We start from the raw sequence: 18,640 nt of genomic DNA on the forward strand, positions 1-18,640 counted from the left end.
CGCCGGGCGCCACGGGCGGGCAGGGGCGGTCCGGCCATCGGAGCCTCCTATGTGGCCAAACCGCCGCCGGATGCCAAATTCCCGTTGCGCGGGGCTGCGGCCGGAACCGGAAGGGGCTCGCCCCGCGCATTCCATCCGGGAGGCCCTGGCATGAATCCGTTCCGTCTCCGCCGGCTGGCGGTCCTGGCCTGCCTGCTCTCCGGCTTCGCCATATCCCGGCCGGCGATGGCGGCGCCGGAACCCGTCTCCTTCCCCGGCCCGGACGGCGTCACGCTCCGCGCCCTGCTGGTGCTGCCCGGGGATGGGCGGCGGGACGTCCCAAGGGGCGTGCCGGTGGTGGCCCTGCATGGCTGCGGCGGGCTGGGCGGGCCGAACCGGCCCATGCACCTGCCGGCACGGGAGGCCGACTGGGCGGCGCGCCTCGCCGCCGAAGGCCATCCCGTGCTCTTTCCCGACAGCTTCGGGCCGCGCGGCGTGTCGGAGGTCTGCCATGGCGGGGAGCGCGGCATCCAGCCGGAGAACCTTCGGCGCGGGGATGCGCTGGCCGCCGCCGCCTGGGCGGAGCGGCAGGGCTGGGCGCTGCCCGGAGGCGTCGTGCTGCTGGGCTGGTCGCATGGCGGCAGCACGGTGCTCGCGGCGGTGAACCGCGCCTTCGGGCCCGTGCCGGAAGGGCTGCTCCGGGGCGCCGTGGCCCTCTATCCCGGCTGCGTCCGCACCGGGCGCGCCCTGCCGCCCTTCGCGCCGGCATCGCCCGTGCTGATGCTGCTGGGCGGCGCCGATGACTGGACCCCGGCGCGTTTCTGCGAGGCCCTGGCGCGTCACACCAATGACCGCCTGGGACCCGTCGTCGAAAGCGTGACCTATCCGGGGGCGGAACACGGCTTCGACCAGCCCCATATGCCGGTGCGGGAACTGTCCGGCCTGGCGATCACCCCGAAGGGCGATGGCCGGGTGCGGATGGGCACCGACGCGGCGGCCCGTGCCGATGCGATCCGCCGGGCCGGGGCGTTCCTGGCGCGCCTCTCGCCCGGTGGAAGATGAACCCCGCCCGCGATGCCACGACCGGTGCATGGCAGCCCGGGCGGCCACAGCGGGTGGTCGTTGTTTCACGGAACCACCAGCCATGGTAGGGAACGGCACATGACACAATCCTCCCCCCGCGCGCCACGTTCATGGTGGCGATGGGAAGCGACCATGCCGGCGTCGAGCTGAAGGCCGCGCTGAAGAAGGCGCTGGAAGGCGCCGGCCATACGGTCGAGGATTTCGGCACGCACGGGCCGGAAAGCGTGGATTACCCGGATTTCGCGAACAAGGTGGCGCAGTCGGTCAGCTCCGGCCATGCCCAGTTCGGCGTGCTGGTCTGCGGCACGGGAATCGGCATCTCCATCGCGGCCAACCGCCACCCGAAGATCCGCTGCGCCCTGGTGCACGACGTCACCGGCGCCCGGCTGACCCGCCAGCACAACGACGCCAACGTCATCGCGCTCGGCGCGCGGATGATCGGGCCGGAAGTGGCGCTGGATGCCGTCCGCACCTTCCTGACCACTCCCTATGAGGGCGGCCGGCACGAGCGCCGCGTGGCCAAGCTGACCCCCGAACGCACGCCTTCCGCCTGAGGCCCCCGATGAACGACCAGACCACCGCCCCGAACCTGTCGCGCTTCTTCTCCGCCCCGCTGAGCGAGACCGATCCCGAGATCGCCGCCGCGCTGACGGGCGAGCTGGCGCGGCAGCAGGACGGGATCGAGCTGATCGCCTCCGAGAACATCGTCTCCCGCGCGGTGATGGAGGCGCAGGGCTCGGTCCTGACCAACAAGTACGCGGAGGGCTATCCCGGCCGCCGCTACTATGGCGGCTGCGAGGTCGTGGACATCGCCGAGTCCCTGGCGATCGAGCGCGCCAAGGCGCTGTTCGGCGCCGGCTTCGCCAATGTCCAGCCGCATAGCGGCGCCCAGGCCAACCAGGCGGTGTTCTTCGCCCTGATGCAGCCGGGCGACACCTTCATGGGCCTCGACCTCGCCGCCGGCGGCCACCTGACCCATGGCTCCCCGGCCAACCAGTCGGGCAAGTGGTTCAAGGTCGCGCCCTATACGGTGCGGCGCGAGGACCAGCTCATCGACATGGAGGAGGTCGCCCGCATCGCGCGGGAAAGCCGGCCGAAGGTGATCGTGGCTGGTGGCTCCGCCTATGCCCGGCACTGGGACTTCGCCCGCTTCCGCGAGATCGCGGACGAGGTGGGCGCCTATTTCATGGTGGACATGGCGCATTTCGCCGGTCTCGTGGCCGGCGGCGCGCATCCCTCGCCGGTGCCGCACGCCCATGTCACCACCACCACGACGCACAAGACCCTGCGCGGCCCGCGCGGCGGCATGATCCTCACCAATGACGAGGCGCTGGCCAGGAAGATCAACAGCGCCGTCTTCCCGGGCCTCCAAGGCGGGCCGCTGATGCATGTCATCGCCGCCAAGGCCGTGGCCTTCGGCGAGGCGCTGCGCCCCGAGTTCCGCGCCTATGCCCGCCAGACCGTCGCCAACGCCAAGGCCCTGGCCGAGACGCTGCAGGGGCTGGGCTTCGGCATCGTCACCGGCGGCACGGACAACCACCTGATGCTGGTGGACCTGCGGCCCAAGTCGCTGACCGGCAAGGCCGCCGAGGCGGCGCTGAACCGCGCCCACCTGACCTGCAACAAGAACGCCATCCCCTTCGACCCGGAGAAGCCGATGGTGACCTCCGGCGTCCGGCTGGGCTCCCCCGCCGGCACCACGCGCGGCTTCGGGGAGGCCGAGTTCCGCGAGATCGGGCAGCTCATCGGCCAGGTTCTCGAAGGGCTCGGCAAGGCCAACGATGCCGGGGCCAACAGCGCGGCCGAGGCGGCGGCGAAGGCCCGGGTCCTCGAACTCTGCACCCGGTTCCCGATCTACCAGGCCTGACGGGACCGCCGGCCGGTGCGTTGCCCTTTCTGCGGAAGCGAGGATACGCAGGTCAAGGACAGCCGGCCGGCCGATGAGGGCAACTCCATCCGCCGCCGCCGCGTCTGCAACGGCTGCGGCGAGCGCTTCACCACCTTCGAACGGGTGCAGCTCCGCGAGCTGACGGTGGTGAAGACCGACGGCCGCCGCGTGCCCTTCGACCGCGACAAGCTCGGCCGCTCCATCCGCGTCGCGCTGCGCAAGCGGCCGGTGGAGGAGGGGGCGGTGGACCGCATCGTCAACAGCCTGCAACGGCGGCTGGAGACGGACGGGGACAGCGAGGTCACCTCCAGGCAGATCGGCCGCATGGTGCTGGAGCGGCTGAAGGAGCTGGACCAGGTCGCCTATGTCCGCTTCGCCAGCGTCTATGAGAATTTCCGCGAGGCGAAGGACTTCCAGGACCTGCTCGGCTCGCTGGACAATGGCTGAGGGGGTGCCAAACCCGCCCCCCTTCGCCATGCCTCACGATCACGACATCCCCGCGCCAGGGACCCCGCCAGGGACAGAGACCGACCGGCAGCACATGCGCGTCGCGCTGGCCCTGGCGGCGCGCGGACTGGGCAACACCTGGCCGAACCCCGCCGTCGGCTGCGTCATCGTGCGCGACGGGGTGGTGGTCGGGCGCGGCTGGACCTCGCCGGGCGGGCGCCCCCATGCCGAGGTGAACGCGCTGACCCGGGCGGGCGAGGCGGCGCGCGGCGCCACCGCCTATGTGACGCTCGAACCCTGCTCCCACTGGGGCAAGACCCCGCCCTGCGTCGATGCGCTGGCCAAGGCCGGTGTGGCGCGGGTGGTCTCGGCACTGCGCGACCCCGACCCGCGGGTGAACGGCAACGGCATCCGCCGGCTGCGGGAGTCCGGCATCGAGGTCACGGAAGGGGTGCTGGAGGCGGAGGCCCGGGCGCTGAACGCCGGCTTCATCCGCCGCATCGAGACCGGCCTGCCGCTGGTCACGCTCAAGCTCGCCACCACGCTGGACGGCCGCATCGCCACCCGCACGGGGGAAAGCCGCTGGATCACCGGCCCCGAGGCGCGGCGGCTGACCCATGCGCTGCGCGGCACGCAGGACGCCATCCTGGTCGGCAGCGGCACCGTGCTGGCCGACGATCCCGACCTGAGCTGCCGGCTGGAGGGCTTCACCCCGCGCCCGATCCTGCGCGCCGTGGCCGATACCCGGCTCCGCACCCCGCCCACCGCCCGGCTGCTGCAAGGCGGGCCGGAGGCGGTCCACCGCCGGGGGGAGGTGGTGGTGCTGACCGTGGCGGGGCATGACCGCGCGGCGATGGACCGGCTTTCCGGCGCCGGGGCGACGCTGGTCGTGGTGCCGCCCTCCGGCAGGCCCGCCGCCGACCCCAGCGGCGCCCGGGATTCCGACCGGCTGGACCCGGAGGCGATCCTCCGTGCCCTGGCGGCGCGCGGCGTGACCCGGCTGATGGTCGAGGGTGGCGCCACGCTCGCGGCTTCCCTGCTTCGCGCGGGACTGGTCGACCGGCTCGCCTGGTTCCATGCTCCCAGCGTCATGGGGGGCGATGGCCTTCCCGCCGCGCAGGCCCTGCCGGTGGATTCCCTCGCCGCCCTTCCCAAGTTCCGTCGCACCGCCACCATCCCGTGCGGTCCCGACCTGCTGAGCGAGTTCGAGCGCGCCTGATGTTCACCGGAATCGTCACCGCCACCGGAGAGGTCCTCTCCGTCTCCCCGATCGGCGGGGGGCGGGACATGCGCCTGCGTGTCCGCACCCCGCCCGGATGGCTGGAGGGGGCGCAACTGGGCGCCTCCATCGCCTGCAACGGCTGCTGCCTGACCGCCGTGGCGCTGGAGCCCGAGGGCTTCGAGGCGGAGGCCTCGGCCGAGACCCTGTCCCTGACCGTGCTCGGCGAATGGCGGCCCGGCACCCGGATCAACCTGGAACGCCCGCTGCGCATGGGCGACGAGCTGGGCGGCCATGTCGTCTCCGGCCATGTGGACGGTCTGGCGGAGGTGGTCTCGGTGACGCCCGAGAACGGCTCGGAACGCTGGGTCTTCCGCCCGCCGGCGCATCTGGCCCGCTTCATCGCGCCCAAGGGCTCGGTGACGCTGAACGGCGTCTCGCTGACGGTGAACGAGGTGATGGGCAACGCGGAGAAGGGCAGCCTCTTCGGCGTGAACCTGATCCCGCACACCCGGGAGGTCACCACCTTCGGCGCGCTGGGCCCGGGCGCGAAGGTCAATCTCGAGATCGACATGCTGGCCCGCTATGTCGCCCGCCTGAAGGAGTTCGAGGCATGAGCGCCTCCGCGACCAATCAGCCCGTTTCCGCCTCGCTGTCCGATTTCCTCAGCCCGACCGAGGAACTGATCGAGGAGGCCCGCCGGGGCCGCATGTTCATCCTCGTGGACGACGAGGACCGGGAGAACGAGGGCGACCTCGTGATCCCGGCGCAGTTCGCCACGCCGGACGCGATCAACTTCATGGCACGCCACGCGCGCGGGCTGATCTGCCTCGCCATGACCCGCGCGCGGGTGGAAGCGCTGGGCCTGCCGCTGATGAGCCAGAGCAACGGCACCCGGCACCAGACCGCCTTCACCGTCTCGATCGAGGCGCGGGAAGGGGTGAGCACCGGCATCTCCGCCGCCGACCGCGCTCGCACCGTGGCGGTCGCGATCAACCCGGAGATGGGCCGCCGCGACATCGTGACGCCGGGCCATGTCTTCCCGCTGGCGGCGCGCGAGGGCGGCGTGCTGGTGCGCGCCGGCCATACCGAGGCCTCGGTGGATTTCGCGCGGCTGGCCGGGCTGAACCCCGCCGGCGTGATCTGCGAGATCATGAACGACGACGGCACCATGGCCCGCCTGCCGGACCTGGTGGCCTTCGCCCAGCACCATGGGCTGAAGCTCGGCACCGTGGCCGACCTGATCGCCTATCGCCGCCGCACCGAGCGGCTGGTGAAGCGGGTCGAGGAGAATGTGCTGGAGGATGCGCCGGGCGGGCCCTGGAAGATCATCGTCTATGCCAACACCATCGAGTATGGCGAGCACATCGCCCTGGTGAAGGGCGAGCCCGACCGCAACGGCCCCGCTTTGGTGCGGATGCACGCGGTGAACATGCTGGCCGACACGCTGAGCCGCCAGGGGCCGGCCGAGCTGCACGCCGCGATGGAGGAGATCGGTCGCTCCGGGCACGGCGTCGTGGTGCTGCTGCGGGAGATGCGCCCGACCATCCTGAGCGAGCGCGTGCGCGCCGGCCGCGACCGCACGGCGCCGGAGCTGCGGGACTACGGCATCGGCGCGCAGATCCTGACCGATCTGGGCGTGAAGGAGATGGTGCTGCTGTCGAACCACCCGCGCCCCATCGTCGGGCTGGAGGGCTACGGGCTGACGGTGCGGGAAGGCCGTGGAGTGGATACGCGGCCGATCTCGGAATGCGGGAAGGCCGTCCAGAAGGGGAAGCAGGCATGAGCACGCAGGACGCACCGGAGCGCGGCCAGGCGGTCCTGGAGGGACCGGCGCCGCGCGTGCTGCTGATCCAGGCGCCCTACTATGCCCAGGTCGTCGGCGGGATGCGCGACGGCGCCCTGGCGGTGCTGGAGCAGATCGGCGCCCGGACCGAGGTGGTGGATGTCGCCGGGGCCTTCGAGCTGCCGGCGGCGCTGCGCATGGCCCTCCGCGCGAAGGGGGAGAAGGGCGGCCATGACGGCTACCTGATCCTCGGCTGCGTGGTGAAGGGCGACACCGATCATTACGAACATATCTGCCGGGAAGCCTGCCGCGGCGTGATGGACATCACCGTGGAGACCGCCGCGCCCGTGGGCTTCGCGCTGCTGACCGTCGCGACGCTGCAGCAGGCCATCGAGCGCTCGCGCCCGGACCGGCACAACAAGGGGGCGGAGGCGGCCCATGCGCTGATCGGCCAGATCGCGCTCGCCCGAAGCCTGGGATTATCCGAATGAACGACACGCCGAAGAGCAATACGAAGAGCAAGGGACAAGGCGGCGGGAACAAGGCGCGTCCGCGCCTGGGCGCCCGCGTGGCCGCGGTGCAGGCCCTGTTCCAGTCCGAGGCCGTCGGCGAGAATGCCGAGGCCATCATCCAGCAGTTCATCCAGCACCGCCTCGGCGCGCTGCCGGGTGAGGGCGGCTTCGAGGAAGGGCGGGTGCCGCAGGCGGATGTGCCGCTCTTCACCAGCATCGTCCGCGCCGTGGCGAAGAATGTCGAGACCATCGACCCGATCGTGGCCGCGCATCTGTCGCCGGGCTGGAGCATGGACCGGCTCGACCCGGTGCTGCGCGCCCTGCTGCGGGCCGCGGCCGGGGAGCTCTGGTCCGGCACCGAGCCGCCGGCCAAGGTGGTGATCAACGAGTACATGGACGTGGCCCACGGCTTCTTCGACGGTGCCGAGCCGCGCTTCGCCAATGGGGTGCTGGACGCCATGGCCAAGGACCTGCGGGCCAGCGAGTTCAACACCGCCCGCGCCTGAACCGTCCTTGCCCCCGCATCCGTCCGAGGCCCCGCCCACCGGCGGTGGGCCACTCCCCGGGGAATTCGGGCTGATCGCCCGGCATTTCCGGCCTCTCGCCGCACCGGGGGCGCTCGGCCTGCTGGACGACGCGGCGCTGCTCGACCCGCCCGCCGGCAGGACGCTGGTGCTGGCGGCGGATGCGATGGTGGAGGGGGTGCATTTCCTCCCCACCGATCCGCCGGACACCGTGTCGCGCCGGCTGCTGCGCACCAACCTGTCCGACCTCGCCGCCATGGGGGCGGAGCCCCTGGGCTACCTCCTGACCACCGCCTTCCCGCGCGGCACGCCGGAATCCGTGGTCGCCGGCTTCGCCGCCGGGCTGGCCGAGGACCAGCGGCTCTTCGGCCTCCAGGTCCTGGGCGGCGACACGGTCTCCACGCCCGGCCCGGCCTGCCATTCCCTGACCATCCTGGGCACGGTGCCGCCCGGCGCGGCCCTGCGCCGGGATGGGGCGCGGGCGGGCGACGATGTCTGGGTTTCCGGCTGCATCGGCGATGGCGCGCTGGGGCTGGCGGTGGGGCAGGGGCGCCTGCCGCCCGATCCGGAGGGTTATCTGCTGCGCCGCTACCGCCTGCCGGACCCGCGCCTCGCCCTGGGCGTCGCGCTGCGCGGCGTGGCGCGGGCAGCGATGGATGTGTCCGACGGGCTGGTGCAGGATCTGGGGCATCTCTGCCGCGCCGCCGGGGTCGGGGCGGCGATCGAGCTGGCCCGCGTGCCGCTCTCCGGCCCGGCGCGGGCGGCGGTGGCGGACGACGAGTCCCGGCTGCTGCCGCTCCTGGCTGGTGGGGACGACTACGAGCTGCTTTTCGCCGCCGATCCCGCCGATGCGTCCCGGGTGGAGGAAGCATCCCGCCGCAGCGGCATCCCGGTCACGAGAATCGGCCGATTCCAGGCAAGCCCGGCCTCGGTCCTGGTGCTGGACCGGGCGGGACAGCCGGCGTCCCTGCCGCGGGGAGGCTGGAGCCACTTCTGACGGACGAGGGGTGGCCTTCCGGGGTGGGGCGCACCCATCCCCGGAAGCCTGGACCCGATCTTCAGGCCTCGATTTTCAGGCGAAGATCAGGCGTGTTTCCGAAAGGCGCGCCTCAGCGCCCGGGGCCGCCGCCCGGGCCCTGGTCGCCCGTGGCGGAGCCCATGGCGCCGGCGCCGTTGAAGCGGCCGATATTGCCGAAGAGCTGCTGCAGCACGGTGCGCTCGGTGCCGGGCGAGGGGGTCTCACGCGACACGAAGGTCACGTCCTGCCGGTCCTTGTCGGTCAGCTCGCGGATGTTCCGCACCACGCCGTTCTGGTCGAAGCTGATGGCGACCACCCGCTGGTCGCTGACCCCCGGCATCTGGGCCGGGCGGATATGGGTGACCTCGCTGATATAGTACCACTCGTTGGGGTCGAAGGTCCCCGTGGCGCTGGGCGAGCCGAGCAGCGCGGTCACGTCCTGCCGCGTCTGCACGCCGGGCGTGATCTGGGCGAGCTGCTCCGGGTCCACCCGGTTGCCACGGATCTCGCGCGGAGCGCCGAAGATCGAGCAGCCACCAAGGGGCACGGCCAGCAGTGCTGCCATGGCCAATGCGAGACCGGCGCGGCCGGCTGGCAGAAGGCGGGATCGCCCCGAAGGGCGGCGATTGACTGGGGAGGGGGCGCGGGCCATCTCGTCGGGCGGATTGCCACCGCCTCGCCCTCCGGTCAACGGTGCTGCGCGGGCGGGGCGGCTTTGAAACGGTGATCGGGACAGAATATGGGCCTCCTCGGCCTTCTCCGGCGCAAGCCCTTCGAGCGGGCGGGCTTCGAGCTCTACACCGCCAGCGTGGCGGCGGCGCGCGCGCCGAGCCTGTTCGGGACCATCGGGGTGCCCGACACGCTGGAGGGGCGCTTCGACGCCATCGCCCTCCATGTGGCGCTGCTGGTGCACCGCCTGCGCCATGACCCGGACCCGCGCGGGCGGGAACTCGCCCAGGCGGTCTTCGACGCGATGTTCGCCGACATGGACCTGAACCTGCGGGAGATGGGCGTGGGCGACATGTCCATCGGCCGGCGCGTGAAGACGATGTGGGAGGCTTTCCATGGCCGCGCCCGCGCCTATGAAGCGGCGCTGGAGGCCATGGGGGCGGCCGGAACGGCGGATTCGGCTCCCCTGGAAGAAGCCCCCCTGGAGGAAGCCCCCCTGAAAGAGGCCCTGGCGCGCAACATCTGGCGCGGCGAGGCGCCGGAGGGTGCCCCCGCCCTGCTGGCCGCCCGCGCATGCCGGATCGCGGCCGCCCTCTCGGCCCGGCGGATCGACGATCTCGCCGCCGGCCGCCTCGACCTGCTGGAGTTCCAGACGTGACGAAGAACGAGTTCTCCCGGCCCGTGGTGCTGGCCAACATTCCCCGTTCCGGCCAGCGCGAGAGCCTTTCCGCCACGCCGGAGGAGCGGGAGGCCCTGGCCCGCCGCCTGGACCTGCTGTCGCTGGAGAAGCTGGAGGCGAAGCTGGCGCTGACCCCGCAGGCCGGCGGCCGTATCGCGGTGCGCGGCCAGATGCGCGCCAGCGTGACCCAGGCCTGCGTGGTGACGCTGGAGCCGGTGCAGCAGGAGATCGAGGAGGAGATCGACTGGCGCGTGCCGCCACCGGGCGCCGAGCCCACGGAGACGGACGAGGAGGACATCCTGGAGGGCCCGGACGAGGTGGAGGCCGAGAATGGCGTGCTCGATCTCGGCGAGGCCCTGGCGCAGCAGCTTGCCCTGTCCCTCGATCCCTATCCGCGTGCCCCGGGGGCGGGACTCGGGCCGGAGGGGGCGGGCGACAAGCCCGTCACCCCTTTCTCCGCCCTGAGCCGCCTGAAGCGGGGCGCCTGAGGCGAGGCACCTGAAGCAGGGCCCTCGACCGGGCAGATCCCCGGCATGTCCCCTCCGCGGGGCCGCCGGGGCGCTGGCGGGAGGCCCGGCCAGCCCTCAGGCTTGCTTCCCGCTTGCTTCCCGGGGGGCGGGTGGTAGAGGCCCGCCCTCAGCTTGCATCGATTCCGGTCGATCGCGCCCAGATCACGCAGCTCTTGCAAAGCCATTTTAGAAAGGCCCGGCGACCATGGCCGTCCCTAAGAAGAAAGTCTCGCCCTCCCGCCGCGGCATGCGTCGCAGCCACGAGGCCCTCACCGCCTCCGCCTATCACGAGTGCCCGAACTGCGGCGAGCTGAAGCGCCCGCACCATGTCTGCTCCTCCTGCGGCCATTATGACGGCCGTGAGGTCGTGCAGGCCGGCGACGCCCTGAAGGCCGCGGTCCGCACCTGAGCCACGACGGCACCGCGAGACCTGTCGTGTCCGAAGGGTCCGTCGCGGGCCGCGTGCCCGCCTACTCGCTCGCCATCGATGCGATGGGCGGCGACAATGCACCCGATGCCGTGCTGGACGGGATCGAGCTCTCGGCGGAACGCCACCCCGAGGCTCGCTTCCTGCTGCTGGGCGACGAGGCGAGGCTCTCGGGCCTGCTCGCTCGCCGCCCGCGCGCGGCTCGGGCCTGCAGCCTGCGCCATGCCGCCGAGGCCATTCCGGGCGACATGAAGCCGACCGCCGCGCTGCGCGTGCGGGGCTCCTCCATGCGCATGGCCATCGACGCGGTGGCCGGCGGGGAGGCGGCGGGGGTCGTCTCGGCCGGGAATACCGGCGCCCTGATGGCCCTGGCCAAGATCGTCCTGAAGACGCTGCCGGATATCGACCGGCCGGCCCTGGCGGCGATCGGCCCCTCGGCGCGCGGCGACGTGGTGCTGCTCGACCTGGGCGCCAACGTCCAGTACGACGCCCGCAACCTCGCCGAATTCGCCGTGATGGGCGATGCCTTCGCCCGCGCCGTCCTCGGCCTGCCGGCGCCGACCATCGGCCTGCTGAACGTGGGCTCGGAGGAGCTGAAGGGCGACGAGCGCGTCCGCCAGGCCGCCGAGATCCTGCGCGACAGCCATCTGGGCGCGAATTTCCGCGGCTTCGTCGAGGGCCACGACATCACCGCCGGCACGACCGACGTGGTGGTGACGGACGGCTTCACCGGCAACATCGCCCTGAAGACGGGCGAGGGCGCCATGAAGCTGATGGGCGGGCTGCTGAAGCAGGTCTTCACCTCCACCATCCTGGCGCGGATCGGCTACCTGCTGGCGCGCCCGGCGCTGGACCGGCTGCGCGACTACATGGACCCCCGCCGCTACAACGGCGCGGTGCTGGTCGGGCTCAACGGCGTGGTGGTGAAGAGCCATGGCGGCACCGACGCGCTGGGCTTCGCCCATGCCGTGGACGTGGCGCTGGACATGGTGAGCCACGGCTTCAACGAGCGCATCCGCGAGGGTGCCGCCCTGTTGCGGCGGGGTCCCGCGGCGGCCATGCCGGAGGGCGGGGCCACCGTGGCTACGCCCGCGGCGCCTCCTGGCGGAACCGCCTCCGCCGGGCCTTCCGGCGGGCCTGCGAATGGCGGGCCCAGGCACGACCCGGGCTGCGACACGCCCGGCCACGAAACCCCGGGCCTCTCCTCCACCGCCCTCCGCTGAAGAATCGACCGCCCATGCGCGCCATCATCGCCGGGACCGGCGGCTACCTGCCCGAACGTGCCCTCAGCAACGAGGAACTGGCCCAGGCCTATGGGCTCGACACCTCGGATGAATGGATCCGCGAGCGCACGGGCATCCGCCGGCGGCATATCGCCGCGGCCGGGGAGACGGCCTCCTCCATGGGCGCGGCGGCGGCGGCGCGGGCGCTGGAACAGGCGGGAATCGCGGCCGCCGAGGTGGATGCGGTGATCGTCGCCACCTCGACCCCGGACAGCGCCTTTCCCTCCACGGCGGCGCTGGTCCAGGCGGCGATCGGCGCGCCCTCCGGCATCGCCTTCGACCTTTCCGCCGCCTGCACCGGCTTCGTCTATGCCCTGGGCATGGCGGAATCGCTGATGCGCGGCGGGCAGGCGCGCACCGTGCTGGTGATCGGCACGGAGGTCTATTCCCGCATCGTGGACTGGTCCGACCGCGGCACCTGCGTGCTGTTCGGCGACGGTGCCGGAGCGGTCGTGCTGCGTGCCTCGGAGGAGGAGGATCGCGGGCTGCTGTCCTGGCACCTGCATGCGGATGGCCGCTTCGCCGATATCCTGCATGTCGAGGGCGGGGCCGGCAGCACCGGCGGCCCCGGCCTGCTGCGCATGGCGGGGCGCGAGGTCTTCCGCCATGCCGTCTCCAAACTCGCCGCCGTGGTGGACGAGGCCCTGGCGGCCAATGGGCTGGACCGTTCCGCCGTGCAGTGGCTGGTGCCCCACCAGGCCAACCTCCGCATCATCGAGGCCATGGGCAAGAAGCTGGGCCTGCCGCGCGAGCGGGTGGTGGTAACCGTGGACCGGCACGCCAACACCTCCGCCGCCTCGATCCCGCTCGCCCTGGCCGAGGCCACGCGCGACGGCCGCATCGCGCGGGGCGACCTGGTGCTGATGGAGGCCATCGGCGGCGGCCTGACCTGGGGTGCGGCGCTGGCGCGCTACTGACCCCTCCGCGCGGCGCCGGACTCCGAAAACTTTCCGGCGCCCCCGGGGCGCCGCGCCTCCCTGGCCCCACCCGCCGCCTGATCTTCCCGCCCTCGCGGGGCGGGCCGCCCGCGCGGCCCATGCTGGCGGCCATTTCTGTGGCTTCCCTGCCGCAGTGTGGTGCCGAATCCCCGTTCATGGTTGACGCTCCCCCAAGGGGCGGTTTTCACTCCATTTCCATGGGCAACCCGGGGTATGGATGGGCATGCAGACCGTCACGCGCGCGCATCTCGCAGACGCGATCTACGCGCAGGTGGGACTGTCCCGGAACGAGAGCGCCGCGCTCCTGGAGGATGTCCTGGAACGGATCTCTGCCAGCCTCGCGGCGGGCCATCCGGTGAAACTCTCCGCCTTCGGCACCTTCACCGTCCGCCAGAAGGCCCAGCGCGTCGGGCGCAACCCCAAGACGGGGATCGAGGTGCCGATCTCGCCCCGCCGCGTCCTGTCCTTCCGGGCGAGCCAGGTGCTCAAGGCACGCATCAACGGAGATTCCCCGCCGGTGGATGGAGAGACCGATTCCCAGGATGATGACTGATGCCGTCTGAGGTGATGGAAGACACCCCGCTTCGCCCGCGCAAGGCGCCCACGGCCTTCCGCACCATCAGCGAAGTCGCGGAGGACCTGCATATCCCGCAGCACGTGCTGCGCTTCTGGGAAAGCAAGTTCCCGCAGGTCCGCCCCCTCAAGCGTGGCGGCGGCCGCCGCTATTACCGGCCGGACGACATCGCCCTGCTGAAGCGGATCGGCGACCTGCTCTACACCCAGGGCTACACGATCAAGGGCGTGCAGCGCCTGCTGCGCGACAGCGGGGCCGAGTCCGCGGCGAACCCGCCCGCGCCGGAAACGCCGATCGGGCGAGAGGACCTCCTGGCCGAATGCCTGGAGGAACTGGAATCCATCGCCGCCCGCATCCGCTTCATCACCCGCGGCCCCAGCCGGGAATTCTGACCGGCACCCCTCTTTTCCGGCGCCGCCGCGAAGCTTTTCGGGCAGGGGGCCTTGGCGGGGCGGTGAGCCGATGCTAGACGGCCTCCGCACGGAGCGTAGCGCAGCCTGGTAGCGCATCAGTCTGGGGGACTGGGGGTCGTGGGTTCGAATCCCGCCGCTCCGACCATTCCCGAACACCCCGAAATCCCATCCGCGAGTTTGCCGGCCCCTTGGGCAGGGCCCGTGGCATATGCCCCGATTTCGGACGTATCCCCTTGTTTGCGGCCCGAAAAACCCTGTCCGCGGGTGTTTCCGCCAGCCCGGCTTAGGGTCTAGCCTCCGCCCCCGGCAATCACCGGAGGCAACATGGCCAGGACCCAGGACGGCGCGACCGCCGCATCCCTTTCCCTCGGGCAGGGGCGCCGGCCGTGACGCTCGATCCCGGTCTCCGCCGCGCCATCCTGGACGCCGTGGCCTCGCTGGAGATGGATGCCGTGGAGCGGCTGGCGCGCCTCGTACGCTGCCCTTCCACCCTGGGCCAGGAACAGGGCGCCCTCGACGAGATGGCCCGCAACTTCGAGGCGCTGGGCCTCGCCCCGCGCCGCGTGCCGACCGTCCCGGCGGCGCTGAAGGACCATCCCGGATTCTCGCCGCCGCTGATCCCCTATGACGGCCGCGACAACGTCGTGGCGGTCTTCACCCCGCGCGAGAAGCGCGGCCGCAGCCTCGCCCTGCAGGGCCATGTGGATGTCGTGCCGGAAGGCGCGGCGGATCTCTGGGCCACGCCGCCCTATGAGCCCTCCGTGCGGAACGGGCGCATGTACGGGCGCGGCGCGGGAGACATGAAGGCCGGGATCGTCTCCTACCTCACCGCCTTCGAGGCGCTGCGCCGGGCCGGCGTGCAGCCCGCCGCCGAGGTGCAGATGCAGGCGGTGATCGAGGAGGAATGCACCGGCAACGGCGCGCTCGCTGCCATGCTGGCCCTGCCGCGCACGGATGCGGTGATCATCCCGGAACCGGGGCCGGGCTTCGCCGCCGTCTATTCGGCCGAGGTCGGGGTGATCTGGGCCTGGGTCACCGTCACCGGCCGCCCGACCCATGTGCGGGAGATGCATGCCGGGGTGAATGCCATCGAGGCCGCCGGCATCATCGCCGCAGGCTTCAAGGAATACGAGGCGGAGATGAACCGCGCGGAGCGGGTCCATGCCTCCTTCCACGGCGTGAACCATCCCGTGAACGTCAATCTCGGCAGCATCGAGGGCGGGGAGTGGAACTCCTCCGTGCCGACGCGGGCGCGGATCGGGCTGCGGGTCGGCATCATGGTCGGCTATCCGGCGGCACAGGCGAAGGCGGATATCGAGGCCCTGGTGGCGAAGCTGGCGCAGGACCAGCGGCTGCGCGGCGCCCAGGTGAAGCTGGAGTTCAAGGGCTTCCATGCCGAGGGCTGCGTCTTCGACATGAACAGCGAGATCGTCCGCCTGGCCAGGCACCACTATGCGGACGCGGCGGGCCAGGAACTGCGCGGCTACGCCGCCTCGGGGCTGACCGACGGGCGCTTCTTCACGCTCTACCAGGACACGCCCACGGCGGTCTTCGGGCCGGATGCGCAGGACATCCACGGCATCGACGAGAGCGTCGGCCTCGCCAGCATGCACGACATCACCCGCACCATCGCCCTGACCATGGCCGAGTGGTGCGGCGTCGAACGCCTCGATCCGGGAGCCCGCGCATGAGCACCGGCAGCAACCTGCCCATCTCCGGCACACGGCTCTGGGACTCGCTGATGCAGATGGCCAGGATCGGCGGCACGGCGAAGGGCGGCTGCAACCGGCAGACCCTGACCGCCGAGGATGGCGAGGGGCGGAAGCTGCTGGCCCGCTGGGGCGCGGAGATCGGGCTGACGCTCACCACCGACCGGCTGGGCAACATGGTGCTGCGGCGGGAGGGGCGGGACCCGTCGCGGCCCGCCGTGGCCATGGGCTCGCATCTCGACACCCAGCCGACCGGCGGCAAGTTCGACGGCGTGCTGGGCGTGCTCGCCGGGCTGGAGGTGATGCGGGCGCTGCACGAGGCCGGGATCGAGACCGAGGCACCGGTCGTGCTGATCAACTGGACCAACGAGGAAGGCGCCCGCTTCTCGCCGCCCATGATGGGCAGCGGCGCGGCCATGGGGATCTTCACGGAGCAGGAGATCCTGGACAAGCGCGACGCCGAGGGCGCCCGCTTCGGCGACGCGCTGGAGGCCATCGGCTGGAAGGGTGACGCCGATCCCGCCGACCTGCGGAAGCTCGGCGCCTATTTCGAATTGCATATCGAGCAGGGCCCGGTGCTGGAGCGGGAGGGGCTGGACCTCGCCATCGTGACCCACGCCCTGGCGCAGCACTGGCTGGAGGTGACGGTACGCGGCGCCGACTCGCATGGCGGCGGGCAGATGCAGGGGCGGCGCGACTCCCTCGTCGCGGCGGCCATCCTCATGCAGGCGGTGGAGGAGATCGCCCTCGCGGCCGGCGGCGACGGGCGCGGCACGGTGGGCGTGGTGAAGGTCACGCCCTCCTCGCGCAATGTCGTGCCCTCCGAGACCTGGTTCAGCGTGGACATGCGCCATGGCGACCCGGCGGCGCTGAAGGGCATGGCCGATGCCCTGAAGGCCCGGGGCGCCGAGGTGGCGGCGCAGCGCGGCGTCGAGGTCGAGGTGACGGATTTCTGGTACTCGCCGCACACCCCCTTCGCGCCGGAACTGGCGGAACGGCTGCGGGAGGCCGCCCGGCGGCGCGGCTATCGCCACAAGGACATGGCGACCGGCATCGGGCATGACGCGGTCTATGTGGCGCAGAAGCTGCCGGCCGGCTTCGTCTGGGTGCCCTGCCACGGCGGCATCAGCCACAACGAGGAAGAGAGCATCACGCCGGAATGGGCCGAGGCCGGGGCCAGCGTGCTGGCCGATGCGGTGCTGGCGACGGCCGGCGTGGCGAGGGGCTGAGGATCATGCGCATCGCCATCGGCGGCTTCCAGCACGAAAGCCATTCCTTCGCGCCGCGCCCCGCGACCTGGGCGGATTTCCTGGCGCCGGGCGGGGCGCCGCCACTGCTGCGGCCCGCCGCGATGCCGGATGCGATCCGCCCGACCAGCTTCCCCGCCGCCGGCGCCATCCGCGCCGCCGAGGCGAAGGGCATCGCCGTGGCGCCGCTGAGCTGGGCCACCACCGGCCCCTCCGGCCCCGTCACCGCCGAGGCTTTCGAGCGCATGGCCGCGCTGCTGCTGCACGACCTGCAGGAGGCGATGGCGCAAGGCCCGCTCGACGCGATCTACCTGGAACTGCATGGCGCCATGGTGGCGGAGGGCTTCGGCGATGCGGAGGGCGAGCTGCTGCGCCGCTTCCGCGCCGTGGCCGGCGACATCCCGATCGGCGCCAGCCTGGACCCGCATGCCAACCTGACCGCCGCCATAGTGGCGCATAGCGACATCCTCGTGCCCTACCGCACCTATCCGCATGTGGATGGCGCGGAATGCGGGGCCCGGACGGTGGAACTCCTGCTCCGGCGCATCGAACGCGGCGCGCCCTTCGCGAAGAGCTTCCGGCAGGCGGATTACTGGACCCCGATCACCGGGCAATGCACGCTGGTCCCGCCTATGGCCGATGTGATGGCGGAGCGGGCGCGGCTGGAGGCGATGACCCCGGGCGTGGTGGAGCTCGGCTTCTGCTTCGGCTTCCCCTATGCCGATTTCGCCGATTGCGGCATGGCGGTCGCCGCCTATGCCGAGGGCCAGGACGCCGCCGACACCGCCGCCGAGGGCTTCCTCGCCGATCTGGCGCGGCGGGAGGCGGATTTCGTGCCCGACCTGCTCGGCGCCGCCGAGGCCGTCGCCACGGCCATCCGCCTCTCGCGGGAGGTGAACGGCCCCGTCGTCATCGCCGACACGCAGGACAATCCCGGCGGCGGCGGCCACGGCGACACGACCGGCCTGCTGCGGGAACTGGTGCGGCAGGAGGCCCAGGATGCCACCGTGGCCCTGATCAACGACGCCGAAAGCGCCGCGGCGCTGCATGCGGCGGGCGAGGGGGCCACCGTCACCCTCGCCCTCGGCGGCAGGACGGACGGCGCCCCGGCGGAGGTGACCGGGGTGGTGGCACGCCTCTCGGACGGGCGCTTCACCTGCACCGGCCCCATGGCCAGGGGCAACCGGGTCGATCTCGGCCCCTCCGCCCTTTTCACCATCGGCGGGGTGAAGGTGATCGTCACCAGCCGCAAGATGCAGGCGCTGGACCAGGCGCTGATCCGGCATTTCGGCGTGGACCCGGCGGCGGAGCGCATCCTGGCGCTGAAATCCAGCGTGCATTTCCGCGCGGATTTCCAGCCCATCGCCGGGCGCGTGCTGGTGGCCGTGGCACCGGGGCCGGTGGTGGCCGATCCCTCGGCCCTGCCCTTCCGCCACATCCGCCCGGGCGTGCGGCTGAAGCCCGGCGCGAATGCGGTGACAGGCTGAACGCCTCCCCGGAAGGGGCGACCCTTCCGGGGAAGGCTGGAACGCAACTGCCCTTGTTCTTCAGCCGATCCTGTGGCATGGGAATAAAATCAACACGCCACCTTGTCATCACAGTACCACCCCCACGGAGGCGAGCGAGCCAAGGTGGCTACCATCCCGCCCGATAAAGGGCTAAAATCCTAAAACGCTAAAGCATTAAAGGGCCACATCCGGCGGCGTGCTCCGTCCCGCGCGGGCAGTACGGCGAAT

At 72.0% G+C, this 18,640-nt stretch carries 20 protein-coding genes, 1 tRNA gene and 1 pseudogene; 21 read left to right on the plus strand and 1 reads right to left on the minus strand.

What is annotated here, in order from left to right; all coding sequences use genetic code 11:
* The first annotated feature begins 150 nt into the window (after positions 1-150).
* From MVG78_RS12895 to thiL, 10 genes are all read left to right on the plus strand, one after another.
* A complete protein-coding gene (locus tag MVG78_RS12895) occupies positions 151-1,041 on the plus strand; it encodes a dienelactone hydrolase family protein (protein WP_247552053.1) in 891 nt (296 codons plus the stop codon).
* A gap of 131 nt (positions 1,042-1,172) precedes the next feature.
* A complete protein-coding gene (rpiB, locus tag MVG78_RS12900; RefSeq protein WP_247552055.1) occupies positions 1,173-1,616 on the plus strand; it encodes a ribose 5-phosphate isomerase B in 444 nt (147 codons plus the stop codon).
* 8 nt (positions 1,617-1,624) lie between these two features.
* Positions 1,625-2,929, plus strand: coding sequence for a serine hydroxymethyltransferase (glyA, locus tag MVG78_RS12905; RefSeq protein WP_247552057.1), 1,305 nt, complete (start codon positions 1,625-1,627; stop codon positions 2,927-2,929).
* Positions 2,930-2,944: 15 nt separating this feature from the next.
* Positions 2,945-3,397 carry a transcriptional regulator NrdR gene (gene nrdR, locus MVG78_RS12910; protein ID WP_027281366.1) on the plus strand — a complete coding sequence of 151 codons (453 nt, stop codon included), beginning with the start codon at positions 2,945-2,947 and terminating at the stop codon, positions 3,395-3,397.
* Positions 3,398-3,491: 94 nt separating this feature from the next.
* Entirely contained in the window at positions 3,492-4,616 is a 1,125-nt protein-coding gene (gene ribD / locus MVG78_RS12915; RefSeq protein WP_247552059.1) for a bifunctional diaminohydroxyphosphoribosylaminopyrimidine deaminase/5-amino-6-(5-phosphoribosylamino)uracil reductase RibD, read from the plus strand.
* Positions 4,616-5,233: a riboflavin synthase gene (locus MVG78_RS12920; protein ID WP_247552061.1), complete on the plus strand. Its 618-nt coding sequence runs from the start codon at positions 4,616-4,618 to the stop codon at positions 5,231-5,233. The genes ribD and MVG78_RS12920 overlap by 1 nt, the downstream gene beginning before the upstream one ends.
* The gene (gene ribB, locus MVG78_RS12925) at positions 5,230-6,402 is read left to right on the plus strand and encodes a 3,4-dihydroxy-2-butanone-4-phosphate synthase (RefSeq protein ID WP_247552063.1); all 1,173 of its coding nucleotides are present in this window, start codon (positions 5,230-5,232) and stop codon (positions 6,400-6,402) included. Before MVG78_RS12920 ends, ribB begins: the two co-directional genes overlap by 4 nt.
* A complete protein-coding gene (gene ribH / locus MVG78_RS12930) occupies positions 6,399-6,893 on the plus strand; it encodes a 6,7-dimethyl-8-ribityllumazine synthase (protein ID WP_247552065.1) in 495 nt (164 codons plus the stop codon). Before ribB ends, ribH begins: the two co-directional genes overlap by 4 nt.
* Complete coding sequence (nusB, locus tag MVG78_RS12935; protein WP_247552067.1) at positions 6,890-7,420, plus strand: transcription antitermination factor NusB; 531 nt, start codon at positions 6,890-6,892, stop codon at positions 7,418-7,420. The genes ribH and nusB overlap by 4 nt, the downstream gene beginning before the upstream one ends.
* 7 nt (positions 7,421-7,427) lie before the next feature.
* Entirely contained in the window at positions 7,428-8,435 is a 1,008-nt protein-coding gene (thiL, locus tag MVG78_RS12940; RefSeq protein WP_247552069.1) for a thiamine-phosphate kinase, read from the plus strand.
* Between the two features lie 112 nt (positions 8,436-8,547).
* On the opposite strand, the gene MVG78_RS12945 is transcribed toward thiL, so the two are convergent.
* Complete coding sequence (locus tag MVG78_RS12945) at positions 8,548-9,021, minus strand: outer membrane protein assembly factor BamE (RefSeq protein ID WP_247552071.1); 474 nt, start codon at positions 9,019-9,021, stop codon at positions 8,548-8,550.
* 174 nt (positions 9,022-9,195) lie between these two features.
* Between MVG78_RS12945 and MVG78_RS12950 the strand changes: the two genes are divergently transcribed.
* The 11 genes and pseudogenes from MVG78_RS12950 (at position 9,196) to MVG78_RS13000 (ending at position 18,391) form a co-directional block, all read left to right on the plus strand.
* Positions 9,196-9,783, plus strand: a complete 588-nt coding sequence (locus MVG78_RS12950) for a ubiquinol-cytochrome C chaperone family protein (RefSeq protein ID WP_247552072.1) — start codon at positions 9,196-9,198, stop codon at positions 9,781-9,783.
* A complete protein-coding gene (locus MVG78_RS12955) occupies positions 9,780-10,292 on the plus strand; it encodes a YceD family protein (RefSeq protein WP_247552074.1) in 513 nt (170 codons plus the stop codon). Before MVG78_RS12950 ends, MVG78_RS12955 begins: the two co-directional genes overlap by 4 nt.
* A 226-nt stretch (positions 10,293-10,518) precedes the next feature.
* Complete coding sequence (rpmF, locus tag MVG78_RS12960) at positions 10,519-10,722, plus strand: 50S ribosomal protein L32 (RefSeq protein WP_026033043.1); 204 nt, start codon at positions 10,519-10,521, stop codon at positions 10,720-10,722.
* Between the two features lie 83 nt (positions 10,723-10,805).
* Positions 10,806-11,963, plus strand: coding sequence for a phosphate acyltransferase PlsX (gene plsX, locus MVG78_RS12965; RefSeq protein ID WP_247560433.1), 1,158 nt, complete (start codon positions 10,806-10,808; stop codon positions 11,961-11,963).
* Positions 11,964-11,977: 14 nt separating this feature from the next.
* The gene (locus tag MVG78_RS12970; protein WP_247552076.1) at positions 11,978-12,940 is read left to right on the plus strand and encodes a beta-ketoacyl-ACP synthase III; all 963 of its coding nucleotides are present in this window, start codon (positions 11,978-11,980) and stop codon (positions 12,938-12,940) included.
* Between the two features lie 244 nt (positions 12,941-13,184).
* Positions 13,185-13,514: an integration host factor subunit alpha gene (locus tag MVG78_RS12975; RefSeq protein ID WP_247552077.1), complete on the plus strand. Its 330-nt coding sequence runs from the start codon at positions 13,185-13,187 to the stop codon at positions 13,512-13,514.
* Positions 13,515-13,528: 14 nt separating this feature from the next.
* Positions 13,529-13,822, plus strand: a pseudogene (locus tag MVG78_RS12980) (MerR family transcriptional regulator); the annotation flags it as partial.
* A gap of 194 nt (positions 13,823-14,016) precedes the next feature.
* Positions 14,017-14,093: transfer RNA gene (locus tag MVG78_RS12985), tRNA-Pro, on the plus strand.
* A 241-nt stretch (positions 14,094-14,334) separates the two neighbouring features.
* Positions 14,335-15,639, plus strand: a complete 1,305-nt coding sequence (locus MVG78_RS12990) for an ArgE/DapE family deacylase (protein ID WP_247552082.1) — start codon at positions 14,335-14,337, stop codon at positions 15,637-15,639.
* On the plus strand, positions 15,636-16,886 hold the full coding sequence (locus MVG78_RS12995; protein WP_247552084.1) for a Zn-dependent hydrolase: 1,251 nt from the start codon (positions 15,636-15,638) through the stop codon (positions 16,884-16,886). Before MVG78_RS12990 ends, MVG78_RS12995 begins: the two co-directional genes overlap by 4 nt.
* 5 nt (positions 16,887-16,891) lie before the next feature.
* Positions 16,892-18,391, plus strand: a complete 1,500-nt coding sequence (locus MVG78_RS13000) for a M81 family metallopeptidase (RefSeq protein WP_247552085.1) — start codon at positions 16,892-16,894, stop codon at positions 18,389-18,391.
* Positions 18,392-18,640: the final 249 nt, after the last annotated feature.

This window comes from Roseomonas gilardii subsp. gilardii (assembly GCF_023078375.1).
Taxonomy (GTDB): domain Bacteria; phylum Pseudomonadota; class Alphaproteobacteria; order Acetobacterales; family Acetobacteraceae; genus Roseomonas; species Roseomonas gilardii.

Bases quoted from the DNA above. Each gene is read 5' to 3' on its own strand.
- MVG78_RS12895 (WP_247552053.1), top strand. From the start codon at position 151: ATGAATCCGTTCCGTCTCCGCCGGCTGGCGGTCCTGGCCTGCCTGCTC.
- rpiB (WP_247552055.1), top strand. From the start codon at position 1,173: ATGGTGGCGATGGGAAGCGACCATGCCGGCGTCGAGCTGAAGGCCGCG.
- glyA (WP_247552057.1), top strand. From the start codon at position 1,625: ATGAACGACCAGACCACCGCCCCGAACCTGTCGCGCTTCTTCTCCGCC.
- ribD (WP_247552059.1), top strand. From the start codon at position 3,492: ATGCGCGTCGCGCTGGCCCTGGCGGCGCGCGGACTGGGCAACACCTGG.
- MVG78_RS12920 (WP_247552061.1), top strand. From the start codon at position 4,616: ATGTTCACCGGAATCGTCACCGCCACCGGAGAGGTCCTCTCCGTCTCC.
- ribB (WP_247552063.1), top strand. From the start codon at position 5,230: ATGAGCGCCTCCGCGACCAATCAGCCCGTTTCCGCCTCGCTGTCCGAT.
- ribH (WP_247552065.1), top strand. From the start codon at position 6,399: ATGAGCACGCAGGACGCACCGGAGCGCGGCCAGGCGGTCCTGGAGGGA.
- nusB (WP_247552067.1), top strand. From the start codon at position 6,890: ATGAACGACACGCCGAAGAGCAATACGAAGAGCAAGGGACAAGGCGGC.
- MVG78_RS12945 (WP_247552071.1), bottom strand. From the start codon at position 9,021: ATGGCAGCACTGCTGGCCGTGCCCCTTGGTGGCTGCTCGATCTTCGGC.
- MVG78_RS12950 (WP_247552072.1), top strand. From the start codon at position 9,196: ATGGGCCTCCTCGGCCTTCTCCGGCGCAAGCCCTTCGAGCGGGCGGGC.
- rpmF (WP_026033043.1), top strand. From the start codon at position 10,519: ATGGCCGTCCCTAAGAAGAAAGTCTCGCCCTCCCGCCGCGGCATGCGT.
- plsX (WP_247560433.1), top strand. From the start codon at position 10,806: ATGGGCGGCGACAATGCACCCGATGCCGTGCTGGACGGGATCGAGCTC.
- MVG78_RS12970 (WP_247552076.1), top strand. From the start codon at position 11,978: ATGCGCGCCATCATCGCCGGGACCGGCGGCTACCTGCCCGAACGTGCC.
- MVG78_RS12975 (WP_247552077.1), top strand. From the start codon at position 13,185: ATGCAGACCGTCACGCGCGCGCATCTCGCAGACGCGATCTACGCGCAG.
- MVG78_RS12995 (WP_247552084.1), top strand. From the start codon at position 15,636: ATGAGCACCGGCAGCAACCTGCCCATCTCCGGCACACGGCTCTGGGAC.
- MVG78_RS13000 (WP_247552085.1), top strand. From the start codon at position 16,892: ATGCGCATCGCCATCGGCGGCTTCCAGCACGAAAGCCATTCCTTCGCG.